At 67.5% G+C, this 6,260-nt stretch carries 4 protein-coding genes; 2 read left to right on the top strand and 2 right to left on the bottom strand.

The window, feature by feature from the left end; all coding sequences use genetic code 11:
* Positions 1–460 precede the first annotated feature (460 nt).
* Both OG322_RS40785 and OG322_RS40780 read left to right on the top strand, forming a co-directional pair.
* A complete protein-coding gene (locus tag OG322_RS40785) occupies positions 461–1,006 on the top strand; it encodes a hypothetical protein (RefSeq protein ID WP_329305836.1) in 546 nt (181 codons plus the stop codon).
* Between the two features lie 14 nt (positions 1,007–1,020).
* Complete coding sequence (locus OG322_RS40780; RefSeq protein ID WP_329305837.1) at positions 1,021–3,681, top strand: DEAD/DEAH box helicase; 2,661 nt, start codon at positions 1,021–1,023, stop codon at positions 3,679–3,681.
* A 125-nt stretch (positions 3,682–3,806) separates the two neighbouring features.
* On the opposite strand, the gene OG322_RS40775 is transcribed toward OG322_RS40780, so the two are convergent.
* Together OG322_RS40775 and OG322_RS40770 are read right to left on the bottom strand one after the other, a co-directional pair.
* Positions 3,807–4,940, bottom strand: a complete 1,134-nt coding sequence (locus tag OG322_RS40775; protein WP_329305838.1) for a hypothetical protein — start codon at positions 4,938–4,940, stop codon at positions 3,807–3,809.
* 208 nt (positions 4,941–5,148) lie between these two features.
* Entirely contained in the window at positions 5,149–6,222 is a 1,074-nt protein-coding gene (locus OG322_RS40770; RefSeq protein WP_329305839.1) for a hypothetical protein, read from the bottom strand.
* Positions 6,223–6,260 lie beyond the last annotated feature (38 nt).

Genomic DNA, 6,260 nt, shown 5'->3' with positions numbered 1-6,260 from the left:
CATCGCTGCGCGATGTGCAAGGGGCGCGGGCGCTGCGCTCCCTTCGCCCACGCGGAGCGTGGGCGCCTCCCTCCGCTGCGCTCCTGGAGGCAGTGGGGCGGGCCGCTGCGCGCCCGGTTGGCCGCGCATCGCGCGGCCGTGCCGCTGGGGTGTGGTGGTGCGGCTAGTGGGGCCTCCAGTGCGGGAGTTGGGGGAGCGCGGGGCGCTCCCGGCGGGTCCGCTGCGCTCCCCCGCCTGACGGTCCTTCCGGCTGCGCCTCCAGGACCTGGGGCCCGCTGGCGCGGGCCGGGCTGGCTATGAGGGGTGGGGGCGGCGGGTTTGCGAGTCGTGCCCTTCTGGAAGAATGCACATGTAGAGTTGGTGGAAGCAGGGCACATCCCCTGATGCCCGGAAGGGCTCTTCTCAGGAACGGAACGCGCATGTGGAACCGCCTTTTTGCAGCTTATCGAGGAGTTCGCTGATGTGGTGTGCGGATGACGTGGCCCGGGACGTGGTGCGCCGCCGGGGAGCGGGGCTGAGTGCGGCGGAGGTGTTGGGGAAGGTGGCCGAGGCCGCGGTGCGGGAGCGTGAGACCGCCGGGGGGCTGACGGGCTGGGCCCGTCAGTCGTCCAGTGAGCTGTCGTATGAGGATCCGCAGCATCTGGCCGAGGTGTGGAAGGCCCGGCATGCGGAGTGGCGTCGGGTTCGGGACTGGATCGCCGCCGCTGGAACGGCTGCGTATGACCCTGAGCAGGACAGCGTGGGCAGTGCGTGGGCCCGTGAGCGTGTGGAGCGGAGGGCCGCCGCTCTCACCGGCCATGCGGCGTGGATGGCTCAGCGGCGCGGGGCGAAGGACGAACTCCGTGCGGAGGTGTGGCTGGACGCCTCCACCGGCCGGCGGCTTCGTGCGGTGGCCGAGGGCGCGGGACTCGCCGCGGAGCAGGTCCTCGCCCAGCTCGCGCAGCACGTCGTGCTCGGCCCGGACGGCACCCTCTCCGTTCCGCCTTTCACGCCGGTCAATTCCTAGAAAGGGACCAGGGAATGCCTGCTATTCAGCTTCGGGAACACCAGGTGGATGCGAATGCACGTATCCGGAAGTGGGTGGGGTTCCCTGCAAGAACTGCTGTGCCGGAGGGTGGTGCCCGTGCCACGGTCGTGTCGGCGACCGGGTCCGGCAAGACGATCACCTCCGCCTGGGCCGCGCTCGACAATTTCCGGGACGGGCGGATCCTCGTCATGGTCCCCACCCTGGATCTGCTCGTGCAGACCGCTCTGGTGTGGCGCAGGGTCGGGCATCACGCGCCGATGGTGGCGGTGTGTTCGCTGGAGAAGGACGACGTCCTGGAGCAGCTCGGGGTGAACACGACCACGAACCCGATCCAGCTGGCGTTGTGGGCAGGGCACGGGCCGGTGGTCGTGTTCGCCACGTACGCCTCCCTCGTGGACCGCGAAGACGTCGACGCCCCCTCGGGCCAGGAGAAGGTGCGGGGGCCGCTGGAGGCCGCTCTCGCGGGTGGGGAGCGGTTGTTCGGTCAGTCCATGGATGGCTTCGACCTGGCTGTGGTGGACGAGGCGCATGGTACGGCGGGTGATCTTGGCCGGCCGTGGGCGGCGATCCACGACAATGCCCGCATCCCGGCCGCCTTCCGGCTGTACCTCACCGCCACCCCTCGCATTCTGGCCTCCCCGCGGCCCCAAAAGGGCAAGGACGGCAAGGAGCTGGAGATCGCCAGCATGACCTCCGATCCGGCAGGCCCCTACGGTGAGTGGATTTTCGAGCTGGGTCTCTCGGAGAGCGTCGAACGGGGCGTACTGGCCGGGTTCGAGATCGACGTCATCGAGATCCGCGACCCCGAACCGGTCCTGGGCCTGTCCGAGGAAGCGCTGCGCGGCCGGCGCCTCGCACTCCTCCAGACCGCTCTGCTGGAGCACGCCGCGGCGAACAACCTGCGCACCGTCCTGACGTTCCACCAGCGGGTCGAGGAGGCCCGAGTCTTCGCGGAGAAGCTGCCCGAGACCGCGGCCGAGCTCTACGCCACGGAGGCATCGGACCGGTTCCTCGAGGACGCTGCCAAGCTGCCAGCGTCCTCGATCGACGCGGAACTCTACGACCTGGAGCCGTACCGGCATGTCCCGCCGGACCGGGTCTGGGCGGACTGGCTGTGCGGCGACCACCTCGTGTCCGAGCGGCGTGAAGTGCTCCGTCAGTTCGCCAACGGCATCGACGCCGATGACCGCAGGGTGCACCGGGCATTCCTCGCCTCCGTCCGCATCCTCGGAGAAGGCGTCGACATCGTCGGCGAGCGAGGTGTCGAGGCCGTCTGCTTCGCGGACACCCGCGGGTCGCAGGTCGAGATCGTGCAGAACATCGGGCGGGCCTTGCGCCCGAAACCGGACGGGGCCACGAAGGTCGCCCGGATCATCGTGCCGGTGTTCCTTCAGCCCGGTGAGAACCCCACCGACATGGTCGCCTCCGCCTCGTTTGCACCCCTTGTAGCCCTCCTCCAGGGCCTCCGCTCTCACGACGAGCGCCTGGTCGAGCAGCTCGCCTCCCGCGCCCTGACACGGAGCAGCAGGGAGCGGCCCGTACATGTGAAGCGGGACGCGGACGGGCGGATCATCGGCGCCGAGGGTGAGGGCGAGGACGTCGAGCAGGAGGACGGCACGGAAGCCGTGGTCGAGTCGGCGCTGCTGCACTTCTCCACGCCGCGTGATCCGGCGACGATCGCGGCGTTCCTGCGGACCCGGGTGTTCCGGCCCGAATCGCTGGTGTGGCTGGACGGATACCAGGCACTGCGGCGCTGGCGCGCGGAGCACGAGATCACCGGGCTGTTCTCGGTGCCGTACGACACCGAGACCGAGGTCGGCGTGGTGCGGTTTCCCCTTGGGCGGTGGGTGCATCAGCAGCGCCGGGCGCAGCGGGCCGGTGAACTCGACCCCCACCGCAAGGAGCTCCTCGACCAGGAGGGCATGGTGTGGGAACCGGGCGATGAAGCGTGGGAGACGAAGCTCGCCGCATTGCGGTCCTTCCACCGCGCCCACGGGCACCTCGCGCCACGGCAGGACGCCGTATGGGGTGAGGCGGATGACGAGCTGGTGGCGATCGGGCAGCTGATGGCGAACCTGCGCCGAAAGGACGGCCTGGGCAAAGACCCGGAACGGGCCGGGACGCGGGCCGAGCAGCTGGCCGCCATCGATGAGGACTGGAACTGCCCGTGGCCGCTGGACTGGCAACGGCACTACCGGGTCCTCGCGGACCTCGCCGACACCGAGGCCGGCGGGACCTTGCCCGCCATCCAACCCGGTGTGCTGTTCGAGGGTGACGACCTGGGGAAGTGGCTGGCACAGCAACGGCGGGCGCACACCTGGGCGCAGCTGAGCGGTGAGCAGCAGGAGCGGCTCGGCGGGCTCGGCGTAACACCCGACGCGCCGGAACCCGCCCCGGTGACAGCCCGCGCGGGAAGAGGGGCGGGCGGGCTGTCGGCACCCTTCCGGCGAGGGGTCGCGGCCCTCGCCCAGTACCTCCAGAGGGAAGGACACGAACGGCCCGTCCCGAGGAAACACGAAGAACCCATCGACATCGACGGCCAGAAACACCTCGTGAAACTCGGCGTATTCATCAGCAACACCAAGAGCCGACGCGACAAACTCACCCCCGAACAACTCGACGCACTACGCGAACTCGGCGTGGAATGGGCCTGACACGGTCTGGCGCTGAGCCGCAGCGCGCGACAGCCCGGGCCGCAATGACCTGGGCTGTCGAGCTTGTACCCGCTCCGGCTTTGGAGGTGACGGCAGCTTGTATAACTTCCTTATGGGGGCGGAGCTTATGGAGCCAGCAACTGGTCGAAGAACCCGCTCAGCATGAGCTTGGCAGCCTGTGGGTCCACGAACTCGGCGCCGCCAAACCGGTACACCTCGTACCCCTGAAGACGAATCCGCCGATCTTCTCGGACCATGTCGGCGTATAGGTCGGGTGCGGCCTTCCCATCACGCGTGTAGTGCTCCTTCCCGTCCAGCTCGAGAACGTATCGGCGACCGCCGGGAGCGAGCATCAGGAAGTCCATCCGCTGCCGCGTCAGCACCTTGCCTTCCGCCCGTTGGTTCCGCTGATGTTGCGCCAAGGGGTCGTAATGGAGATAGACCTGTGGCAACAGAGCAGGAGAGTCTCCGAAGCCTCGCTGCATCGCGTGATCCCAGTAGGTGTCCAGCAACAGCTGCTCCGGGGCGTTGAGTGACCCCCTCAGCCGCTTCAGGAGCGCCTGCAGCCTGAGATGCTCAGACATCCCGTACATGCCGTCCTGGAGGTGCCACCACTTGCTGAGTGCGCTCCAGGTGAGGCCTGAGGCTCCCACTGGGCGGTCATATAGCAGGCAGTGGTCCTTGTTCTTCGTGATCTCGATGACACCACCCGCGACGTCCCTCCAGACGATCTCTGGCTTCTGCGCGGCGGCGAAGATGAGGTTGCGCAGCTCGCCGCGCAGCCCCCGCAAGCCTCCGGTGAAGGTGGTCTGCTCGCGTCGTTCCAGCGCTGCGCGTGCTGGGGCGAAGACCCTGGTCAGGTCAGTAATGAGGCCATTTTTGTGCTCCATCCGGAACGAGTAGTAGCCCTGCTTGTCGTGAAAGGGGATGTCGAACTCGATGCCGAGGCGGCGGAGTACGGCCTTGAGGCACCGTATGACCGCTCCCGTCTCCGAGTTATCCATCAGTCCGTCGTGCTCAGGGTCCTGGGGCAAGTCGTCGATCAGCAGGTCGATGAGAGCGTGCGCAGCCTCTTCGTCACCGCCGGCGGCCGGGGCGGTGCGAAGCTCGTTGATGGCCGCGCGGTTCAGCCTCGTGTATGAGTAGTGGTCACGCTGGACGGTTTCAAAGAAGAGTTTTTGCGGCACCCTGTCCCCCTCAGCCCTCGTCGTCCGGCAGAACCCGAACGCCGGAATGATGATCTCGTAGGCCACTGACATCGAGCAGGAACTTTTGAAGGCTTTGCGTTGCGGTGGCACTCCCGGCGATAGCGGCACTGGCGACCACGCCACCGATGAGGACGCTTTGGCCGGTGCAGAAGGACCGCAACGCCAGGGGGCCCCTCGCATGCTGGCTTGCTTTGCACGTTCCGCGTAGGTCCCGGCTATGGCGCTGGTCTGGGGGACCGAACGCGTTCCGGCACCCGCTCTACTCGTCAGTGGAGACCATGCGGAAGCGGTCGAACCGCTTCGGCGCACTGAACATGGGGCGTCTCCAGTAGCCGCCGGTGTCCCGGCGCTTGAGTACATCCTCCACGACCTCTCCTGCATCGCGGTCGAAGTCGGCGGAAGCGAGAGAGACGCGGTGGCACAGCAGGTCCGACTCGTCCTGCGAATACCCCTCCCACTTGCCGGAGTCGTAGCGCTTCTCAGGCCTGATGACGTCGAGGAGCTGGTAGGCGTCGAGGGCTTGGTGTGTCTCGTATGCCTTCCGCCCCAACCCGTAAAGGCCCTGCCTCACGTCGCCGGTGACGTAGGTGATGGTGAGTGGTTCGCCCTCCTCGGCGCCGACTACGACGCCGGTGTACTTGAGGCGGTCGAACCACATGAGCAGGGCGGCGATCTCGCTGTTGGTGAGCACGCGCACCCAGCCGTGAGTGAAGAACTCGACCGGGATCTCGATGTACGGCTCGGTGTCGTCTGCGGCGGTGTAGGGGATGGCTGAGCTGACGGTGCTGGTCCCGTTCTCGCACAGGAGCTGCAAACCGGTGCTGAAGCGGCCGGGCCCGGTGTTGGCCCGCACGAGCGCCATCGATTCCAGCGTATTCAAGGCCTGTGTGATCTGGCGTCGGCGGTTGACATCCTCGGACGCCAGCTGGATGCCGGGACCGGCGTGTTGGCTGATGGAGGCCGACAAGCTCATCCATGACACCGGGTGCTGCGCCGTCGACTCCACGGCATAGGGGGCGTCCCACTGCTTGCCTGGCCCCACGGCGCACTGCGCGGCGTAGAGCATCGTCAGCATGAGCCGAAGCTGGAGTCCCTTGGGGGTGACCATCCGGGCCGCGAACGGCTGCTGCTCTTTCGGAAGCGGCTTCCGCTCGTCCTCCAGGGTCCTCATCTCGTCAAGCCGGTAGAAGGCCTGGCGGACTCGAACGGAGGTCGGCTTTTGTCCTTGCTCCCAGATCTGGCGCATGACCTGGTTGACACCTTCGAGCATGCGGGCTCGAAGGGTCTGGAGGTGTGCAAGGCGGGTGTCGACCTTGCCGTCCTTGGGGCGCATCTCGATACCTTTTGAAAACTACGGATTGATTCTCATGC

Origin of the sequence: Streptomyces sp. NBC_01260 (genome assembly GCF_036226405.1) — a bacterium.
Lineage (GTDB): Bacteria > Actinomycetota > Actinomycetes > Streptomycetales > Streptomycetaceae > Streptomyces > Streptomyces laculatispora.
The sequence above is the reverse complement of the archived record's forward strand: the minus strand, read 5'-3'. Positions and strand labels throughout refer to the sequence as shown.